The sequence below is a fragment of the Mucilaginibacter sp. P4_D1 genome (assembly GCF_056401935.1).
This window is the reverse complement of sequence record NZ_JBFUIJ010000013.1, coordinates 106,448-126,473: the sequence shown is the minus strand read 5'-3', so window position 1 is coordinate 126,473 and position 20,026 is coordinate 106,448. Positions and strand designations below refer to the sequence as shown.

Sequence of the window (20,026 nt, the reverse complement as noted above, 5' to 3'; positions counted from 1 at the left end):
CTTTTAATAACCTAATTAAATATAGTTACTGAGCCGCTAAGCACCTGCTTTGCGCCTTTTGTGCTGATGACGTAATAGTACACTGCTGCTGGCAGCTTACTGCCGTTATAGGCACCATTCCAGGGGGTAGTATAGCCTTGCGATTGAAATACCATACTGCCCAGGCGGTTATAAACCCTCACAGTTGTGGTTGGGTCGCCCTCCAGGCCTGCTATTACCCAGGTATCATTATGGCCATCGCCGTTGGGGCTAAATGCATTTGGTATATGGATATCATCGCAGTGGCTGCTTATGGTAATAGTTTGTGATGCCTGGCACCCGTTGTTATCAGTTACTATTAAATCAACTGTTCCTAATTTATTGGTTGTAAATGTATTGGCGCCAAGCTGCCCGTTCCACTCGTATTTGGCAAAACCTGCGGGGGCTGTAAGCGTAATGCTTTCATTGGTATACTGGCAAAGCGTAGCCGATGGCATGTTTAACGTTGGGTTTGGAAAATATTGCACCGTAGCAGATTCATCAACCGTACAACCCGCCGTTGTTGTAACCGTAGCTTTGAATGTGCCGGAGTGCTGGATGCTTATTTTGTCGGATGTAGCGCCGGTGCTCCAACTGACGGTGCCGCTTGAATAGCTTGCTTTAAGATCAACTATTTGGCCATCGCATAAAGTGGTATTCACAATTTGTTGAATACTAACAGTGGGCGGCGGGGTAAAACCTAAATTATATGCAGACGATGCGATATTGCAGGAACCGGCATTTGCAACGGTTACCGTATAGTTGCCGCCTATATTGGTTGTGATGCTCGCTTTGTCCTGTTCGTCGGGCAGTATATTTCCGTCCCTGAGCCAGTTTACCGTAGTAAATGGGTCTATATTAACATTTGCGGTTAGTTGGGCCATATCGCCAATGCAATATGCCGGCTTACTTGCGGCGATAACAGGTTTTGCCAGTTTAATGAAATCGACCTGCAATTCGGCCGACGAAACTGAACCCGAACAACCGGATACCACCACTTTATATTTACCCGGCTGGCTTACATTTATTGATGCAGCGCTGCCGGTTATAGGGCTGCCATCTTTATACCAGGCGTACTGGTAACTTGTCCAATTCAAAATAGCCGAGGCATCAATAGGTACTTTGGCCGATAGTGTAGCCTGGTCGCCATCGCAGTAACCTGCTTTATCGGTGGTCAAAACCGGCGTTGGGATAGCAATAAAGTTCACCTGTACCTCTTTTGATGCTACCCAATTACCTGCACAGGCGCTTACTTCTACTTTGTATTTTCCGGTTTCGGTAATATTATCAAGCTGGGCTGTTGTATTGCCGTTTAGTATACCATCCTTATACCAGCGGTATTGGTAATTAGGTTTGTCGTCGGTTTTTAATAACGCCGATGAGCCGTCGCAGTAGTTTAATACATCGGGATAATTAAAACTGAATACGGGGGCGGCTGCCTGGGTCACCGTTAAATGATTTGATTCGAAATGCAGGGCGGAGCAGGGGTCATATAAAACGGTGTAATATTCGCCGGGATCTTTAATAATGAGTGTCGCTTTGCTTTCATCAGGCAATTCTTTTCCGTCTTTATACCATTGTATGATATTGCCGCCATATGTATAATTGTTAACCACGGCGTTAATTGATGTATTGGCGCAAATCTCCATTTTGTTTTCGCTAATATCGTGTCCATCAAAATTTATGGCTTGGAGCTGTTGCGTTTTGTTTAAATACGGGCCATAGTCGGGTTTTAACAAATAGAGACCGTCAATAGCAGCAACCCAAATGCCATCTTCGCAAATTGGCGTGGCGTAGGATGTGGCATTAACGCAAACGTCATTTATGCTTTTATTGCCCAACTCTTTGTATTGGTAAAAGGAGTAGTCGAAAAAATTATCATATGCTTTATAGTTCGAATTCGAAAAATACAATCCCTGTGTAGTGCCAAGCAAAAGGTTTTCCCGTGTAAGATTCCTTACGTTTGCTAAACCGTAAATTGAAGTGATTTTATTAATGTTTATGCCTTTAAGGTAATGCCTGTGAGGATATGCGGTGGTATGCGAACCATTCCACCTGTTTTGAAACAAGCCATTCTCTGTCGACCAAAATTGATTGCCGGAATAAGAAAACGTATTAGAACCGTTATATGGATCTAATTCATTTCCATAGTATGCCGATTTTAGCGTTTTACCAAACTCATTTCCTTCAAGCCATATATACCCCGCATATGTGGTAAATCCTGTAAATTCTGCCACCGGATAATATTTAACTGTGTCGGGGTAAGTACCGTAGTTTATATTGGTGCTTATCATCTTAGATCGGTAGGTACTTTCAAAAACCCTCATGTCGGTATTAGCGATAGACGTGGGCTTTACCGATCCATCTTTCATAAGGTAGTTATAAAGACTATAAGTTGTGGCTATAAGCAATACATCGTTACTTAGCCCTTGGTTAAATTCACTAAACCCGTAATCGAAGCCAATTGAATTTACGTTTCCAATTATACCTTTTGATGTGCCAATAACTTCAATGCCGCTATTGGTATATTTAAGTACATTATTTGAATTGGTTGCAACAAATACGATATCCTTGCTATCGCTTGCAATGTCAACAAAATCAAAATTATGATAATTTGCAAATTGGCTGCTGTAATCATCCATAGACCCGGTAATGCTGTTTATACGGTAAACACCATGATCCTGAGCTAAAACCCATAAGTAAGGATCAAGGAAGTCTCTTTTTACCTTCAAAATATTTTTGCCGGGAAGAAAAGTATTACTCAGATGCAGGTCCATATCCTGCTGAGCATGAGCTTTATAAAAAGTGACAATAAGGATAAATAGCAGCAAATAGCGCAAACGGAACATGACAAGGCTTTACAGGCAGAAAGATAAGATAAATATTAAAATATTTAAAACGCCATTCTTCCCACCTGGCTGCTATCCTCCATAAATATTATGCTCCAGAAACGCATTTCTGAATTTACCATGCGGGTCATATTCGGCAACCACCTTTTTAAAATCGGCTATTTTTTCATAGCGTGAGGCCAGCACTTTCGGATCGAGCGTAAACACTTTGCCCCAATGTGGCCGGGCATTAAAAGGGGCCAGCGCCTTTTCAATAACGGGGAGTAGCTTGGTAACCGCTTCGGTCTCGGGTTTCCAGGTAAAGTGAATGGTTACCGAGGTTTGATTATGGCAGGGGCTCATCCACAGGCTATCTGCCGCTATGGTGCGTATCTCGGTTATAAATAAATGCGGGCCAACCTGCTTTCCCAATTTGGCTATCGCCTCGATGGCCGCTACGGCATGTTTTATCGGCACAAAGTATTCTGCCTGTAGCTCTTTACCGCTGCTTGGGGTAAACCCCATTTTAAAATGCGGCAAACGCTCGTACCATGGTCCGGGTACACCTAACTGGTCGGTGCAACTTTCGGCGGGGTGGTCATAAATAGGGTGCAGGTTTTTGGTGGCCGCTTTGGCACCATAAAATTCGGGACCGTCATGGTCTTTTTCGGTCATGCGGCTTTTTATCCAAACCTCGTTTACGTAGTCGTTTTGCCAATCGGTAAACAGGCTTACACTGTAACCGGCAGATACTATCGCTTCAAAATGTTGCTTTACCTGTGCCATGGGCAGTTTCAAAAATACGCGCTGACGCATCATGTAAGTGGGCTCGATGGTCAGGGTAACTTTGGTAATAACACCTATGGCGCCCAGTCCAACAACTACCGCGTTAAACTTTTCCGGGTCGGCCGCTTTTGAAAAATGGACTATACTGCCATCGGCAACAACAACTTCCAGTGCTGTTACGGCGCTGGCGAGGTTGCCGTTTTTTACACCGCTGCCATGCGTAGCCGTGGTGATTGAACCTGCAACAGATATATGTGGCAGTGAAGCCAGGTTATGTAAAGCAAAACCTTGTTTATGCAGATAGGGGGCCAGTTCGCCATATTTTATGCCGCCTTCAACAGTGACGGTCATGGCTTTTTTATCAATAGAAATTACTTTATTGAGTTCTTTGGTTGACAGCAGGTCGTCCTTACTATCGGCAATGCGGTTGAAGCAGTGCCGGGTGCCCAGCGCTTTTAGCTTGCCGTGTTTTTTTATGAGCYGCTGTACCTCGGCCAATGTAGCCGGATACTGCACATTAGCCGTGCTGTAAGTAAGGTTGCCCGCCCAGTTTTGCAAAGGTGCCTGGCCGGCCAGGCTGATAACAGGAGATAAAAAAGGTGTAGCCATAAGTGTGCCGCCTAAACGGATAAAAGTTTTTCTTTTCATAACTAATTGGTTGATACAAGGTAGGATTTTAATTGCCATAAAAAATTAAAATTAATCACAAACATGGTTGACAAAGTCAACCATGTTTGTGAACTTAGCTTTTGTAACTGCATTATTTATATGGAAACAAAGTCGTCACCAGTTCAGCAAATTCGGGCCTTTAGTCGTTTTTATACGGATATTATAGGTTTGTTGGATAAACACCTGCTGCAAAGTGATTACTCGCTGGCCGAGGCGCGTATCCTATACGAGCTTCATGCGGCCAAAAGCATGCAAGCCTCACAAATCATCTCGGCCATGTACATCGACAAAAGCTATTTAAGCCGGTTATTAAAAAAGCTGGAAAAGGATAAACTGATTGCCCGTAAGCCTTCGGAACATGATGCAAGGGCGATGATGCTTTCGCTTACGGATAAAGGAATGGCCGAATTTGACAAACTTAACCAGGCATCAGATAAGCAAATTAACCAGCTGATAAAGGATTTGCCTGCTGCCGGGCAGCTGGAACTGGTGGCACATATGCAACAGATCATGACTATTTTAAAATAAACAATGAATAACGAGAAAAGCGCAACGTTAAACATCGGTGATATTAACATACGGACCGTATTACAACCCGGCGACCTAGGCTACATAGCGTACCTGCACGGAGATATTTATGCACGGGAATGTGGCTACGGACTTAACTTTGAGCGTTATGTATTACAAGGCCTGGCCGATTTTGCCAGCCAATATAACGCCGGTAAAGATAAGGTATGGATTTGCGAGCACGGGCAGCAAATGATAGGGGTGCTGGTTGGCGTTAACCGGGGCGATAGTATACAACTGCGTTATTTTATTTTCAGGCCCGAATACCGGGGGCTTGGCCTGGGCAAAAAACTGATGGACGGGTTTATAAACTATATGCAGGAATCGCAGATAAACAAATCATACTTATGGACAACCAACGAGCAGCATGCGGCTATTTCATTGTATACCCGCTATGGCTTCCGGTTAACCGAAGAAAAGGTATCCAACGGGTTTGATAAGGAACTTACCGAAAGGCGGTATGACCTGAAACTTAACAACAAATATTGACTACCCAATGCCGAACCCATGGCATCGGGCAGTCAATATTATAGAAGCCAAAAGCAGAATGCACAAAGCTTAAGGCTTATACATTGTTTGATATCTGAAACTATATAATATCAGTTGGCCGTGAGTGCCACCGGCGCCAGTTGCCTTGGTGAACCATCGGGCCCAACCGCTATAATATTATCAAAAATTACCCTTGAGCCTGGCTTGATGCTGTTAAGGGATGCTGTCATGGAATCATTCAGCGTATTGCCCGATCCAACCTGTACCGATGCCGTTTCGCGCGGGTTGGCTATAATGAGGCTAAACCGGGTTATCTTGAACCTGGCATCAAAATCAAAATTATCCAGCATAGCAAAAATAGCGTTCTGAGCTTTTAGCGCCACGGTAGGTACGCTGCCGCCTGAACGGCCCGAGAATTTTGCAACGGGATCGGGAATGCGTTTGGCCCTGAACTGGGTATGGCTTAATACCTGCACTTTACCCGGCGCAATTTCTGCAGATACCGAGACGGTAACCGTACCCGGAGTAGTCACCCTGGCCACATACTTGCCTTCGGAACCACTAAGCGTGCCGCCGGAGATGCCTATCCTGATGCTTTTTGAGGGGATGCCCGGCACAGAAACCGATACCGGGTTATCCACCCCAATATAAAATACGTTCATCTTATCGGGCGATACCACAGCCGATGGCCTTGAAACAATGTAACGCTGCTCGGGCGTGGTATAGGTTTTTATAGTACCATCCGTTTGTTTTACGCTGATGGTGCCTTTCCAGTTAAATACGCCTTCGCGGCTGGTATTTACATTGTACACACCCCGGCCATCTTTAACTGATATGGGGCTGCCGCCAACCTGTACGGTCGGGGTCGAGCGTGAATCATAAGCAGTTAAAAATACCTGCGCGGTGTAAGGCTGCCCCTGTATCAGGTACGATGTTGGCGCCACGGCCACAGCCTCAAATTTATCCAGGTTCACTACTGCCTGGTCCATTTTGCCCAGTATCTTTTTCACCACTTCCGATTCGGCATTTTTGTTATCAGCCTGGATGCGGGAAAGTATCGTGAACGTAGCGGTTAAGGGCACGCCTTCGCCAAAGTTCAGCTCTTCCCAATTGCGGTGGCTGGGGCCTCGTTTCACCGGGTCATCGGCATTAAGATTGAATGATACCGTTTTACTATCCTGCGGCCCTAACAAGGTTAGCAACCTTTCGCGGGTATCATTAATTTTTTGCTTTAGCGCTGTAGCCCGCTTTTTGTTAATCATTACATCAAAGCCGATATCAAGGTTGTCGCGCTGTTTCAGATCGCCTGTTACAAGATCGTACCCGTTGCTTTGATTCGTAAGTTCTGCTTTGATGTCCCTGATGTAAGTATCCAGATCTGTTGTTGCTTCCCTTGCCTGTTTTGCTTTTTCATATACAGGTTTGGCCCTTTCGGGCGATTCCTTAAGGCGGGTTTGCTCAAAAGTGCTGAATAATTGCTGTACCGAATTACCCACATTTGCCGCCGAAGCAGTTAAGCTGTCGTTTATGGTTTTAAACGCGTCAAGTATGGTTTCTGATACATTCAGGCCCAGCATTGCCAATAAAACCAGGTACATGATATTGATCATTTTTTGCCTGGTGGTTTCTTTTCCTGCAGCCATTTTTTTAAAGTTTTAATTTGATTTATGAATTGTTTTGATAGGGTTGCCGGGTGTATAGATCTTGTGGGATGTTGTTACCCGTAGTGTATTGGGATTACGAGAACTATCGGTTTTGAACGCTGGTTAAGACTCACCCGGCGAGGCTGCGCCCGCCACCCTCTCTTCGGCTTCGCCGGAAAGAGGGGCTTGAAAGCGTTTTTGTTTACTTCCAGTAAGGATATTCCCCGTTCAATTCCCTCTTTCCACCGTAGGTGAAGAGAGGGTGGCGGGCGCAGCCTCGCCGGGTGAGTCTTCGCCGCCACACCTATCCACCATCTTCCACCAGCGTTCCAACCCGAAAAGTCGTTCCCCCTTTTACTACATCCGCTGCTGGTTCATAGCCGAAAGCATGTTGGCGTAGTAAACATTCAGCGATGATATGTTTTGCACCAGTTTGTTCACCTCATCCTTAAACACCCGGGTTTCGCCTGCCGATTCATGCAGACTATTCAGGGTGCCGGTGAGGCCCTGGTAAAACTGGTTAATGCGGCGCAGGTTATTATCGGCCCCGCTCAGTTCGCTCTCGTATAATGAGTTTAAATGCGCCAGGTTATGGGTCAGCTTTAACACCTGCTGCTGGTAGGCATGGGCATCATCGCGGCTATCGGCAATGGTGGCAAAGCCTGCCGATGCTTTTTCGAACATGGTACCCAACAGATCAAACTTGGACGAAGCATTTTTTAGCTTCGCCGCAAATTCGTCTGTCCCTAATGATGCATCAGCTATAGCGTTTATCCGGCTCATTTTATCCGAAAATTGTTTTAATCCCTCCCCCAGGTTGTTAATCTTTTCAGGGCTCAGGTCTGCATGGGTAAGCAAGCCGTCAAGGGCCGCGGTAACGCCATTGGTTTGGTGAACTGGCCTATGGCTATGCCTTGGGAAGTCGCCGGCATAATCAACGGCCAGTTCGGGATATACTTTCTCCCATTCCGGCTCTTCGGCCGGAGGGAAAAAGCCAAGGGTAAAAAACAGCAGGGCTTCTACTGATAGGCCAAGCCCTATCATATAGGTGCCAAGCTGGCCACCCCAATGGTTAATTTTAAACATAGCGCCAAGGATAACTATACTGGCACCCCAGGAAATGGCTATATGCAGCCAGTTGATTTTTTTGCTCTTTAACATGATATTTAATTTTTAATGGTTTTACAGATCAGAATTTTACATAAATGGTTACGGCCGAATTAAGGCCAGGCAGCAGGCCCCGTAACCCGCTGCTTACTTTGCTGGCCTTATCGTCATAGGTTGATGTGGCCGAACTGGTTGGAATAAACCACCCCAGGTCCGTACGCATACCTATGTTTTTGAACAGGTGGATATTACCCAGCCCGGTGCCGATATAGGGTCTTACCTTCGACATGTAGATAGTGTAATTGGGCGTAGTGCCTACTCCTTCCCTATACACGTTATTTGAAAAATAGTAAGCTATCCCGGTAGAGATATACCACTTACGGGCCAGCCAGTCGCTTTGGCCGTACAGGGGCTGCCAATCGGCAATGGCAAATACCGACGTGCGGTTAAACTGCGCGTCGCGGCCGTTGTATTGCACCGTCATCCCCGGGAAGGCATTGAACCCTATCCTGGCGTTAAATGATTTCAAAAAACTGTATGATCCCTGGATGCCTAATCCCTGCGTACCAACCTGTACACCAAATGATGATGTTGGGAATGCACTGTACTCGGGCAGTACCTGGGCGCTGGCCTTGCCGCAGCAAAATAACAGCCCCGATATGAGCATCATAAATAAAAACTCTTTCAATAATTTTGCTTGCGTTGTCATAGCTTGTCCTCCTTTTTGCTATCTGTTTGTGCTAAATTTTTTGCGTTTACGCCCCTGGGGTTTTGCCAGATGTGTTTTTTCAGGTCGGCAATTTTTTGCTCAAGCAGTACAGCTTCGGTGCTGCCCGGCTCCAGTTGCCCGCTTTGTACCCCGCCCGGCGACGCTTGTTTTACCAGGTAGGCCGAAAACTTGTGCTGCATAAACACATCATCCAGCGTAAAATCAAAAATGTCCTTATCGGGGTTGCTCACATCCTCCTGTACCAGCGTATACCGCAACTGCGGAAAATATAGCCAGAAGGCCGGGGTAAATGCCAGGTTATCTGCCAGGTCGGCCGATGTGCTGATGTGCATCATGGGCGCCAGCGCTACAATGCGGGTATCAACCCGGCCTCGCTGCCTGTCAAAAAACACATCTTCCTTAATCCGGAACCGGCGTACTTTATCGGGGTTGAACTCGTTAAGCGCCATTCTTGAGCCGGTTTGGTTGCCATCTTTATCAAAAATTGGAATCAGCACCGAGTCGGCAAAACGCAGTTCCCCTTGTTTGGCGCTGAGTTTCTTTTTCAGATCCTCTTTTTCATAAGGTGTAAGCTTGCCCGCTTTTATCCCTTTCATGATATCTTCCATAAGGGATTTACCGGGGATGGTAAGGATGCTGTTGCCCGAATCGGAAAGGTCGATATCCCGCCAAACCTGTGCATATAGCCTGATGTTGGCAGCATTAGCCTTTGGATAGGGGAAAGGCTTTGCTTTCCCCAAATCGGCCGATTTGATTAAATTATCATATGCCGGCAGGGTATCTGTTAATGTACTATCGGCCGCTATTGCCTGCGCAAAGGCCATACCCCTGCCAAAGCCGATCAGCAGAAGGGTTTCAATCACTATTATTATCTTTTTCATAAAATTATCGTTTAGCGTATTTTCTTGTTTTTACCTGCTCGCCGGGGAGTTCAAAGGCGGCCATCACGCAGCGGAAACCTATGTAGGAGTGGGCGTTGCCCTGGTCTTCGAAACTGCGGGTATCACTGTTCAGCATCTCGCCGTTATCTTTCCATGATCCGCCGCGTACTACCTTTCGTTTTAGCAAGGGCGAGTCTTTATCGGTAGCATCATACAGCAATGCCGGGTTTAAATCATTTACTAGTTGCGATGCCGAAGGGCTAAAAGCATCCATGGTCCACTCGGATACGTTGCCGGCCATGTTGTAAATGCCAAAGGCGTTGGGCGTATAGGAGGTAACCGGCAGCGTAAATGTCGATCCGTCGCTGGAGTAAGCGCCCTCGCCCTGTTTAAAGTTGAGCGAAAGTTTTTCTTTACCGGTAGCTTTATCAATAGTGGTTTTCACTGTTCGCTCAACGGTATCTGCTGGATCGAGCTTGGCTTCGGCGGCGTATTGCCACTGTGCTTCGGTAGGCAAACCAAAACTTAGTTTAAAATTTTTAAGATTGGGATTGTTCCTGATAAGCACCTTTAACTGCGTACTGCGCCAGTCGGCATAAGCACGGGCCTGTTTCCAGGTTACCCCGACTACGGGGTTATACTCGTAAATTTTATTGCTGAAGTAGTTGGCATCCATCACCGTCATTTGCGCGTTCGGAAAATCCGTCGACCATACATGCTCGTTAGGATAAACGCCAACCGTATCCATTACATATTGGTTGTTTTTTTCGCCATCCATGCGCACGTAATAAAACCGGTAGTTCATTAATGCCGGGTCGGGCATGCGCTGGCCATTGAGCATGGTCATCATACCGGCCAGCTTTTCTTTTACGTCTGCCGGTGCGCGTTTCCATAGTGGCGAAATCTTGTGCACTTTATCCCAGTCTATCAGCCTGATCTCCTTGCGGTTTTTACCAACGGTTGCCCCTGTGGATGGCAGATAAAAGGAATCATCGTGCAGGTAATCAGTAATGGCTACCGAATCGGCAACCCAGTTTACAAAGGCCTGGTATTGCTTGTTGGTTACTTCGGTTTTATCAATAAAAAAAGCGCTTACGCTTACATTACGTTTTTCGGATTTATCATCATCCTGCAGTTTGTATTGGAAAGTGCCTGATGGTATATACACCATGCCTGCCGGAGGGATGAGGCGCTTTACAGAAACAGCGCGGGTGGCCGGGGTATTGTATAGTTTTGACTGGCAGGAGCTGAGCACTGTTAGCAGCAAGCCTGTAATTTGAATTGACGATCTCATAATTGACTTATCGGGGTTTTAAATGAAAAAAAATAGTCGATGTGAGATCATAGTGTTTTTTTAAGTGGTGAAACAATGACTCAAATATGGGAGGTGTGCACCCAAGGGGGCATAATGTGCCGATGAACAGACTAAATAACTCGATAAAGAAATTGCCGGGTAAAAAGCGGAATTTTTAGTTGGCTGTTTGAACAATATATGTATACCAACCACCGTTTTTAGGCGCTCCAAAGCTTAGTATACAGTATTTTAGCTAATAAATCCGGCTATTTTTCTGAAACTAAGCTTAATTTAAGGCAGGTGTTAACTTCATAAAATGTTTTAAGCACCCGGACAAATGCATCCAAATAGTTAACGGCGATAAGCTTATGGCGTCGGGAAGATATAAGTATCAACGATACTCGTTTTATTGCCCGATTCTGGTCAAATGATCGAGATACTGAGGGACTTGTATAGGCCAACACCAGGCAAAAATATTTGGATGCGCCTAAAATTGCCCGACCAGTTTGATGTTAACCTTGTTGAAATGTAAAATATTGATTATTAGGTATTTGTAAAATTATTATCTGAAATGTGTTAAGTTATGTTAACCCACTTTACATGTTTTCACTGCTTTAAGGATGGATAAGGATGCCGCTCAGTTAGTCGTTTGTTATCTTCGTTATCCCGTGGCATACTAACCAAATAAACACCGTTTATGTATAAAATTTTCGTGAGCTGTTTTATAGCCTTTTTATTAGGTTTAAACGCGCCCTATGCACAGGTTAAAAACCTGAAAGCTGGTTTTGTTCATCCGCCTAACTCGGCCAAGCCCGGTGTTTACTGGTACTTTATGGATGGCAATATGTCGGCAAAATCCATAACCGAGGACCTGGAAGCGATGAAAAAGGCAGGCATTGGTAACCTTGTGTTTTTAGAGGTGAATGTGGGTATTCCCCGTGGTCCGGTTGATTTTTTGAGCGAAGAATGGCAAAATATGTTTGCCCATGCGGTAAGCGAATCCAAACGCCTGGGCATTGAAATTACTTTGGGTATTGGCCCTGGATGGACGGGTAGCGGCGGGCCCTGGGTGCCCATCGGGCAGTCGATGCAGCATTTGGTAAGCAGTACCATCAGCGTAAGCGGCGGCAGCAAACAACCAATTGTTTTGCCGGTGCCGCCACCTAAACCACCCTATTTTGGCGAAGGCGCATTTAGCCCCGAATTAAAAAAAACTTGGACTGATTTTTATGAAGATGTTGCCGTGCTGGCCTACCCAACACCGGCAATTGCATTACCTAAAATAAAAGATATAGATGAGAAAGCGTTGTATTACCGTGCGCCATACTCGTCGGCTCCCGGTGTTAAACAGTTTTTGCCGTCGGTAACCGAATATGCGGCCCAACCGGCCGGTGCTGCTATAGAAAAAAGCAAGATTATTGATTTAACAGGTAACCTTAAGCCTGATGGAACACTGAATTGGGTTGCCCCTGAGGGTAACTGGACAATTATGCGCCTTGGCCGCCGTAATAATGGTGCTATTACCCGCCCCGCGCCGGTACCTGGTTTAGGATTTGAGGCGGATAAAATGGATACGGTGGCTTTAAATGCCCACCTGGATAATTATGTAGGCAAACTGCTGCGTAAAACCGGCATACCGAAACCAACCGATGCAGGCGGCTTAAAAAGGTTGCATATGGATAGCTGGGAAATGGGTTCGCAAAATTGGACGGGCCGTTTCCGCGAGGAATTTATAAAACGAAGAGGCTATGACCCCCTGCCGTATTACCCCGTTTATGCGGGCAACATAGTGCAAAGCCAGGAAATAAGCGAACGTTTTTTGTGGGACCTGCGTCAAACCGCGCAGGAACTGGTGTTGGAAAACCATGCCGGGCAGGTTAAAACCTATGCGCATCGTAATGGCATGCAACTATCTATCGAGCCATATGATATGAACCCAACTGCCGATTTGGAACTGGGTGCTTTGGCCGACGTACCTATGGCCGAATTTTGGAGCAAAGGGCTGGGTTTTAATTCGTCGTTCAGCGTGGTTGAAGCGACTTCTATCGGGCATGTGAATGGTAAATCATTGATCCCTGCCGAATCATTTACATCGCAGGATAACGAGGGATGGAAACAATATCCGGGCGCCATGAAAAACCAGGGCGACTGGGCTTTTGCCGCCGGTATCAATAGGTTTACTTATCATACCTTCCAAAACCAGTTCCTGCCCGATTCGTTGCGCCCCGGTGCAACCATGGGGCCATATGGTGTTCATTGGGACAGGAATCAAACCTGGTGGCCAATGGTAGACGGTTATCACGCTTACATATCACGCTGCTCCTATATTTTACAACAAGGGCGTACGGTGGCCGATGTACTGTATTTAACGCCCGAAGGATCGCCGCATGTTTTCCGCCCGCCGTCATCGGCCATGGACGGTGACGTGGTTTTGCCTGATAGAAAAGGTTATAATTTTGATGGATGCTCGCCGGGGCAGTTGTACACAGCAAGCGTTAAAAACGGGATGCTGGTATTCCCGGGTGGGGCGAGTTATAGGCTACTGGTATTGCCAGCCATTAAAACAATGACACATGTGCTGCTGCAAAAAATAAAATCGCTGGTAAACGATGGCGCGGTGGTAGTTGGCATGCCGCCGGTAAAATCACCAGGATTAACGGACTACCCGGCCTGCGATAACCAGGTGAGCGATATGGCCAAAGATGTTTGGGGAACTTTGCAGGAACCACTGGCACAAACAAGCCACAGCTACGGCAAGGGCAAAATAATTTGGGGAGGCGAGATTGATAAGCAGATCAATGACCTTTACCCCGAATATGAGCTAACCGCCAAACTGCTCCTGTCCATGGGTGTAGAGCAGGATTTTACAGCCGGCGGGCAGTTACGGTATACCCACCGTACAATGGGCGATACGGATATCTATTTTGTATCCAACCGCACAGACCAGGTGGTAAAGACAACCGCATCATTCAGGACGGTAACCAGCACTCCGCAAATGTGGGACGCCATCACCGGCAAAATTACAAGCCTGCCCGAATACAGCGTAAAAGGCCAGCTAACTTCTGTACCTTTAAAATTTGCACCGTACCAAAGCTATTTTGTGGTATTTGTTAAAGGCAATATTACGGCATCTGCGGCCCTTAAAAACTTTGGAGAAAACGCCATTGTTAAAACCTTAAGCGGTGCGTGGCAGGTGTCGTTTGATCCAAAATGGGGCGGGCCTAAAAATATTAAGTTTGACGAATTGACCGACTGGACATTAAGACCGGAGGAAGGCATCAAATACTATTCGGGAACTGCAGTTTATCATAAGGAATTTGATTTACCAGCCCAAGCCCCAAAAGCAAAAAAACTTTATATCGACCTGGGGGGCGTTAACAACATGGCCCGCATAAAGCTAAATGGCAAAGATTTAGGCGTGGTTTGGACTGCTCCCTGGCGTGTAGAGATCAATAAATCGGCACTGAAAAAGCACAACAAACTGGAAATACAGGTAATAAACGTATGGCCAAACAGGCTTATTGGCGACGAAAGAAAACCCGATGACGGCATTCAAAATGATGCCTGGCCGCAATGGCTGGTTAAAGGCCTGCCACGCACAAGCGGAAGGTTTACTTTTTCGAGCTATAAGTTTTACAGTAAAGATTCGCCTTTGTTAAAATCCGGACTACTTGGCCCGGTGACCATCCAAAGTGAATTTTAAAGAAATAAATAAGGCCCCGCATTACACACGGGGCCTTTTTAATATAAATCGGATCGGCTAAAAATTATTTTAAAATACTGCCCACATAACCTTCAACTGCCCTTTGTGGAGCGCGGTTAACATAAAACGATCTGTCTTGCGGCGCCCATGTGCCCAGGCCATCTACATAGCGGTTAAACATGCAAAACGATGCGGCTATCAGCACCGTATCGTGAATCTCTTTATCTGTAGCGCCTTCGCTTCTGGCGGCATCTACCTGCTCGATGGTTACATTTTTGCCTCCTTTTTGAACACTGCCGGCAATAGTTAATAAAGCTTTCATTTTAGGCGATATATCGGCCGTTGTAAAATCGGCTTTAATAGCATCTATATCGTCTATACTACAGTTAAGATAGTGGCCGGCTACCGCGCCATGCACGTTCTGGCAAAAAAAGCAGTCGTTCAGGTACGATACGTAGGTGCCTATCAGCTCCCGCTCACCGCGGGTTAGCGAGTTGTCTTCGCGCAGCAAAAATTCAGCAAGGGCATTCAACGGGGCCTCGGTTTCGGGCCGGTAAAACATCAGGCCTCTTATGCCTGGCAAGTCGTTATTTAATTCTATATGTGCCATGGTATATTTTTTATAGTGAATAATTATTGTTGCGGCTGCGGCGGCAGTGTATAACCCTTTGCCATACGTACGCCCATTTCTGCATAAGCTTCTGGATCTGTTGGCGTAAGGCTGGCCAGCCCATCTACATAACGGTTAAACATGCTGAATGACGCCGCTATCAGTACCGTATCGTGCAATTCGCGGTCGGTAGCGCCAAGATTTTTGGCGGCGTCAATATCGGCCTGTTTAACTTCGGTACCCAGGATTTGCACTTTACCGGCTATGTTTAACAGCGTTTTCAGCTTGTCGCTTACCGGGGCCTCCTGCATATCTCTCAATACCTCGTCAACAATAAGGGCATCATCTTCATACAGGCACCTTGCCGCGGCGGCATGGCTGCTGTAGCAAAAGGTGCAGTTGTTGCGGTATGATACATATGCGGCTATCAGTTCGCGCTCAGCGGGCGATAAGGTAGATTCGCCCCGCAGTAATATCTGCGCCAGCTCATATAAAGGCTTACCTGTTTCGGGCCTGAACATTACCAGCGAGCGGATGCCCGGAACGCCTTCGGGTACATTGATGTGTGCCATATTTTAATTAGTGAATTAGTGAGTGACTGAATTAGTGATTTATTGAATTGATTCTTTTATTTTTTTGCTTTAAGCCTTCGGCTTTAAGCTTTTAGCTTCCTTTTCGTGGCCAAATAATACTACCAGCAGGCCTACTATAAATACTAACGAAAAAATGAATATAGCATTGCCATAGCCGCCCAGGGCCGATACCAGGATGCCTACAAACAGCACGGCGGTAGCGGTAAATATTCTGCCGATGTTAAAGCAAAATCCCGTAGCAGTGGCACGGATGCCGGTTGAAAATAGCTGTGGTATGTAGGCTGATAATACACCCTGGCTGGCGCCGAAGAATAAAGCCAGTACGCAGATCTCGGCATAAATAACAGGGCTGAACGAACTGTTTGTTTTAAACAGCACGAAGGACAAGCCGGCGCAAACTGCAAAGCAAATTAGCATCGACCGGCGTAAAGTAAGCAGGTTTACCAGCCATCCTGATAAGAAACCACCCGTTAGGCCGCCCATACCCAAAAACATCATGCTCAGGCCACGCTCTTTAGCGGCATCATGATTGGTAATAAGGCTTTGTACCCAGGTTGGCAGCCAGGAAAATATGGCCCATAGGCCTATTAACATAGTGCCAAAAGTCAGCGAGCCCACTACCAACTCCCGGCGATGGGCGGGCGATAGTAATTTATTTAGCGGGTTGTTGCGGTTGGCAATATCGTTACGATAGCTTAGCCAGCCTGGCGATTCGGATAAAACCCATGCGCCAATCAGCGCCAGGGCCAGCGGGATAACGCCGATAAGAAAACCTGACCGCCATGACGACACCACGTAATTGATAAGCCCGGCCGAAAAGATACCTACCGGGAACGCGATGGATAGGATGCCGATAACAACCGCTTTGCTTTTTGCCGGCCAAACTTCGCTTATCAGCGTAATGGTTGTTACCAACACACCCCCCACTCCAAAGCCGCTCATAAAGCGGCATAGTACAACGCCCCACCAGGTGGGCATTTGGCCTGTTAAAATGGTGAAAATGCCATAACAGCTAATGGCCATCAGCAAGGCGGTTTTACGGCCCATTTTGTCGCTGATAACGCCCCAGGTAAAGCCGCCTAAGGCCCAGCCGAAAATGAATATGGCGTTAATATAGCCACTGATGGAGTTAATTTCGTTTGGAGGCAAATTGCCCTGCAAATCTTTAACCACCACCGGCAAATAAACCGACATCAAAGTAGATACCGTACCCCCAAGGGCGCTGCTCAAAAAACAAATAACAAATAGCGTTACCCGGTAGGGTACGCTGATATCTGTTTGCGGTTTTGAACCTGGCTTATCAATTACAAGTGTGCTCATGTTGCTTATTTTAAAAGGTCATCAAATACTATGGATACATAATAAATAGCGCCAATGGCCGGAGAACCGTACGACTGGTAGATGTGCTGGTTGAAAATATTGCTGCCGCCCAGTTTAACTGTCGATTTGAATTTTGGCAGCTTTTTGCTAATCTGCGCATCAACCATCGAGTAGGCGTCTACACGGCCCGGACGCGTACCGTTAAAAGTACCGTACCAGTCAAACGCGCTTTGCCAGTGCCAGGCCAGGTTAAAGCCAAAATTGTTGGCAAAATTGCTGTTGCCAAAAGTGGTATTGGTAGCCCATTTAGGCGTGTTAAAAGCTGCAATATTGTTTGGATTTGCGTTGCGCAGATTAAATGTAGATAGCGTAGCATTGGCGCCCAGGGCATATCCTTTATCAAACAAATAAGTTAAACCCGCGCTTGCACCCTGTGCCGATACTTTATCGGGCGCGTTGGTGTATAACTGAAAGGCATGCACCTTGCCACCAGGAATATCACTTGCCGATGCTGTGGTAACTTTGCCATCGGCACCTAATATTTGATCTTGTGGCTGAATTACTACTGTGTTAAGGATAAAGTTGGTATAGCTGCTGTAGTAATAATTTACATCAACCAGTAATTTATCCATAATTAAACCTTTGTACCCCAGCTCGAAGGCCTTTTGCTGCTCGGGCTTAATGTAGGCCACATTTGATTTTTGCAATAACCCTTTATTTTGCTCAACTGCCTGGGGAAACGGCGTTCCGCCGGCAACAGCCGCGCCAAATGCCGCACCAAATGCGCTTACTGATGATGCAGTGAACGAGTTTTCATAAACGTTTAACCCTGCACTGTTTTTGGGCGCGCCACCTAAAATGGTGATAGGGCCTACATTAAGGTGGATAAACTGATCAACCGGGGTAGGGTTCCGGAAACCGGTTTGGTATGATGCCCTGAAATTATGGGTTTTATCAACGGTATAAACTGCCGAGAAGCGAGGCGTAAAGCTGCCTTTAAAGTTTTCGTTTTTATCATAACGGATAGAGGCTGTTAGCTTCAGGTTATCGTCAAATAGTTTTTTTGCGGCCTGCATAAATGCGCCGTATTCGGCAATGGTTACGCGGTTGGTTTTATCATCAAACAAACTGCCGTTGGTAAACATGCGGTAATCGCGGTAACTGCCGCCGGCCAGCAATTCAAACACTTTAATAGCGCTCGAGAAATCGTACTGGCCATCGGCATGGTAAAATTTACTTGCACTAAATACACCCGCGCCGCTTAAGCCGTAATTGTGGATAGATGCATCTTTGGCAGCGTTGAAGGCAGCTGTGCCCGGTAAAAAACGGCCCTGATCTGCAAAAGTCCGTGCTGCTGCATTATCGTGGGCGGTTACGCCACTGGCATTGCCGTTGTATGCTGCTGAATAGCGGGTAAACCAGGTATCGTCGGCTTTATCCGGCGTTACGGTGTTGCCGCTTAAATCCTGTACCCAATCGCGGTTGATGAACTGCGCCAGCGAGCGGGTATTATAGGAGTCGTGCGAGTTTTCGGCTACGGAATATCCGCGGATAAAAAAGTTGCTGCCTTTCAATTCCACCCGGTGGGTTTGCAGAACAAAGTTATTCAAATCAAATCGGCTGCTGCCGGTATAGCTGGCGGTTCCTTTACCAAAGTTGTACTGGTAAATGGCCTCCAGGTTATTGCTGATGCGGTAATGCAAAGCGCCGTTTAACTTAAGGCTGTATACGTTATAATTCATCAGGTCTTTTTCCTGGTAACCGGTTCTTGATACCAGGCCGATGCCGGGAAGGGTGCGCGATACTTCATCGCCATAAATATTCAGCGCGTCGCGCCCTGGGTTATTTGGTCCCCGTTGGCCAACCGGGGTTGATGCACTTACATCGGTATAGTTTTCGGCATACCAATCCCTGCCGGTTAAATACGAAGCGTTAATTTTCAAGGCAAATCTGTCGTTGAAGGCTTTTGCATATCGCGCGGCAAAATCATATAAACCCTGTGGCTTTACAGATGATTCGCCAAAGTGGTTCATTCCCGTTTTTACCTGTACGGTTAAGCCCTGGTATTTGAATGGATCTTTTGTTTTTAACGATAATAAACCATTAAAGGCCACCGGGCCATATAATGCCGATGCTGCACCTGGTATAACTTCGGCGCTTTCGATATCAATATCCGATGCGCCAAAAAGGTTACCTACCGAGAAGTTGAGGCCGGGTGTTTGGTTATCAACACCATCAACCAACTGCAAAAAGCGGCCGTTACCGGTACTGTTAAAGCCACGGGTGTTCACCTGTTTGTAGGTTAAGCTGCTGGTTACCGCTTCAACCCCTTTTAAGCTTTGCAAGCCATCATAAAAAGTGAATGAAGGATTTTCCTTGATAGCCTTCAAACTCATTTTCTCGATACTAACCGGCGATTGTAATATGCTTTGGTTAATACGGGTAGCAGATGATACAACCTCGTTTAGTACGATGGATTTTTGCTGTAATTTGAGGCTTACTTCGCCGGTGGATGTAACATTGTTTTCTATTTGCTCATACCCTACGGCAGATATAATGAGCGTAAAGGGCGGCTTAATTTTATTAAGGCTAAGGGAGTAATTACCCTTCGAGTCGGTAATGGTACCGGTTAATTTTCCTTTAACGGTAATGCTGGCGCCCACAACAGCCTGGCCGGTTGCGGCATCGGTTAGGGTACCCGTTATTTTGCTTTCCTGCGCAAACAGGTTGATTGACGAGAGCAACAATATGATAAATAAAAGTTTTTTCATCGTGATTTGGTTTTAAA

At 46.3% G+C, this 20,026-nt stretch carries 14 protein-coding genes; 3 read left to right on the top strand and 11 right to left on the bottom strand.

Annotated features, from left to right (window positions below; genetic code table 11):
* Positions 1-11 precede the first annotated feature (11 nt).
* Both AC1DV1_RS14110 and AC1DV1_RS14105 read right to left on the bottom strand, forming a co-directional pair.
* Positions 12-2,867, bottom strand: a complete 2,856-nt coding sequence (locus AC1DV1_RS14110; protein ID WP_477360188.1) for a T9SS type B sorting domain-containing protein — start codon at positions 2,865-2,867, stop codon at positions 12-14.
* Positions 2,868-2,939: 72 nt separating this feature from the next.
* Entirely contained in the window at positions 2,940-4,280 is a 1,341-nt protein-coding gene (locus tag AC1DV1_RS14105; protein WP_477360186.1) for an FAD-binding protein, read from the bottom strand.
* 120 nt (positions 4,281-4,400) lie between these two features.
* On the opposite strand from AC1DV1_RS14105, the gene AC1DV1_RS14100 reads away from it, so the two are divergent.
* Together AC1DV1_RS14100 and AC1DV1_RS14095 are read left to right on the top strand one after the other, a co-directional pair.
* Positions 4,401-4,829: a MarR family winged helix-turn-helix transcriptional regulator gene (locus AC1DV1_RS14100; protein WP_477360184.1), complete on the top strand. Its 429-nt coding sequence runs from the start codon at positions 4,401-4,403 to the stop codon at positions 4,827-4,829.
* A 3-nt stretch (positions 4,830-4,832) separates the two neighbouring features.
* Positions 4,833-5,357: a GNAT family N-acetyltransferase gene (locus tag AC1DV1_RS14095; RefSeq protein WP_477360182.1), complete on the top strand. Its 525-nt coding sequence runs from the start codon at positions 4,833-4,835 to the stop codon at positions 5,355-5,357.
* A gap of 110 nt (positions 5,358-5,467) precedes the next feature.
* On the opposite strand, the gene porM is transcribed toward AC1DV1_RS14095, so the two are convergent.
* The 5 genes from porM to porK all read right to left on the bottom strand — a co-directional run bounded on the left by porM (position 5,468) and on the right by porK (position 11,012).
* Complete coding sequence (gene porM / locus AC1DV1_RS14090) at positions 5,468-7,000, bottom strand: type IX secretion system motor protein PorM/GldM (protein WP_477360180.1); 1,533 nt, start codon at positions 6,998-7,000, stop codon at positions 5,468-5,470.
* A 357-nt stretch (positions 7,001-7,357) separates the two neighbouring features.
* Positions 7,358-8,161, bottom strand: coding sequence for a type IX secretion system motor protein PorL/GldL (gene porL / locus AC1DV1_RS14085; RefSeq protein WP_477360178.1), 804 nt, complete (start codon positions 8,159-8,161; stop codon positions 7,358-7,360).
* 28 nt (positions 8,162-8,189) lie between these two features.
* Positions 8,190-8,816, bottom strand: coding sequence for a hypothetical protein (locus AC1DV1_RS14080; protein WP_477360176.1), 627 nt, complete (start codon positions 8,814-8,816; stop codon positions 8,190-8,192).
* On the bottom strand, positions 8,813-9,718 hold the full coding sequence (gene porN / locus AC1DV1_RS14075) for a type IX secretion system ring subunit PorN/GldN (RefSeq protein WP_477360174.1): 906 nt from the start codon (positions 9,716-9,718) through the stop codon (positions 8,813-8,815). The genes AC1DV1_RS14080 and porN overlap by 4 nt, the downstream gene beginning before the upstream one ends.
* A gap of 4 nt (positions 9,719-9,722) precedes the next feature.
* Positions 9,723-11,012: a T9SS ring complex lipoprotein PorK/GldK gene (gene porK, locus AC1DV1_RS14070; RefSeq protein WP_477360172.1), complete on the bottom strand. Its 1,290-nt coding sequence runs from the start codon at positions 11,010-11,012 to the stop codon at positions 9,723-9,725.
* Between the two features lie 697 nt (positions 11,013-11,709).
* On the opposite strand from porK, the gene AC1DV1_RS14065 reads away from it, so the two are divergent.
* A complete protein-coding gene (locus AC1DV1_RS14065) occupies positions 11,710-14,715 on the top strand; it encodes a glycosyl hydrolase (RefSeq protein WP_477360170.1) in 3,006 nt (1,001 codons plus the stop codon).
* A 64-nt stretch (positions 14,716-14,779) separates the two neighbouring features.
* On the opposite strand, the gene AC1DV1_RS14060 is transcribed toward AC1DV1_RS14065, so the two are convergent.
* The 4 genes from AC1DV1_RS14060 to AC1DV1_RS14045 all read right to left on the bottom strand — a co-directional run bounded on the left by AC1DV1_RS14060 (position 14,780) and on the right by AC1DV1_RS14045 (position 20,009).
* On the bottom strand, positions 14,780-15,325 hold the full coding sequence (locus AC1DV1_RS14060; protein ID WP_477360168.1) for a carboxymuconolactone decarboxylase family protein: 546 nt from the start codon (positions 15,323-15,325) through the stop codon (positions 14,780-14,782).
* Positions 15,326-15,348: 23 nt separating this feature from the next.
* Positions 15,349-15,897: a carboxymuconolactone decarboxylase family protein gene (locus AC1DV1_RS14055; protein WP_477360166.1), complete on the bottom strand. Its 549-nt coding sequence runs from the start codon at positions 15,895-15,897 to the stop codon at positions 15,349-15,351.
* Between the two features lie 69 nt (positions 15,898-15,966).
* On the bottom strand, positions 15,967-17,238 hold the full coding sequence (locus AC1DV1_RS14050; RefSeq protein ID WP_477360164.1) for an MFS transporter: 1,272 nt from the start codon (positions 17,236-17,238) through the stop codon (positions 15,967-15,969).
* A gap of 5 nt (positions 17,239-17,243) precedes the next feature.
* Positions 17,244-20,009: a TonB-dependent receptor gene (locus AC1DV1_RS14045; RefSeq protein ID WP_477360162.1), complete on the bottom strand. Its 2,766-nt coding sequence runs from the start codon at positions 20,007-20,009 to the stop codon at positions 17,244-17,246.
* Between the last annotated feature and the right edge of the window lie 17 nt (positions 20,010-20,026).